General features: G+C 74.7%; 1 protein-coding gene. It reads left to right on the plus strand.

All coding sequences use genetic code 11. From position 1 onward, the window contains the following. Positions 1–42: 42 nt before the first annotated feature. A complete protein-coding gene (locus AB0B01_RS30965) occupies positions 43–873 on the plus strand; it encodes a dienelactone hydrolase family protein (RefSeq protein WP_361726345.1) in 831 nt (276 codons plus the stop codon). Positions 874–1,036: the final 163 nt, after the last annotated feature.

The following is a 1,036-nucleotide window of genomic DNA, read 5'->3' on the forward strand; positions in this document are numbered from 1 at the left end:
CTGCCCCTCACCCCGAGGCCGGTCCCGGGACAGGCTGGCCCCATGAGCGACGACGATCCGATCACCGACTTCATCCGCCGGAGCGTGGCCGTGGAGGGGGTGGAGAAGACGGTGTACGTGGCCGGGGCCGGGCCCGCGGTCGTGGTGCTGCCCGAGATGCCGGGCATCAGTCCCGACGTCCTGCGGCTCGCGCGCTGGGTGCGGGACGCGGGCTTCACCGTCCATGTGCCCTCCCTGTTCGGGACGGACGGTGCCTTCCCCACAGTCGAGGGCGGCCGGGAGGTCGTCCGCCGCGCCTGTGTCAGCGCGGAGTTCCGTGCCTTAGCCGGGGGCGGCACCAGCCCGGTGACGGTCTGGCTGCGCGGCCTTGCGCGCCAAGCCCACACGGAGTGCGGTGGGCCCGGGGTGGGCGCCATCGGCCTGTGCTTCACCGGCAACTTCGCCCTCACCATGGCCCTGGAGCCGGCGGTGATCGCCCCGGTGGTCAACCACCCGTCGCTGCCGCTCGACGACCCCGGCGGACTCGAACTCGACGCGGCCGACGCCCGCGCACTGCGCGACCGACTCGACCGCGACGGACTCACCGTCCTCGCCTACCGCTTCGAGGGGGACCGCTGGTGCACGGGGCAGCGCTTCGCCGCCTACCGCGCGCTGCTCGGGGACGCCTTCGACGGGCGCGTCCTCCCGGACAGCGCCGCCAACCCGGCCCCGCCGCCCTTCTTCGCCGAACTGGTCAGCACCCCGCACAGCGTCGTCACCGCCCATCTCGTCGACGAGACCGGCCACCCCACCATCCGGGCCCGCGACGAGATCCTCGCCTTCCTCACCGACCGCCTGCACCCGCACGGGAACCGACCGCTGCCCACCGCCTGACCGGGCGCCGGTCCGCCGGACACCGATCCGCGGGAACGCCCGTTCGACGTCGACGGTGTGGAGTGCCCGTACTTCGACCCGCTCGTCTGGGCCGGCCTGGCCGCCATGCCCGGCCTACCCGCCACCGCCGTACCGGCGGGCCGGTCCCCTGAGGGACGGCCGG

Source organism: Streptomyces sp. NPDC044571, from assembly GCF_040647115.1.
Taxonomy (GTDB): domain Bacteria; phylum Actinomycetota; class Actinomycetes; order Streptomycetales; family Streptomycetaceae; genus Streptomyces.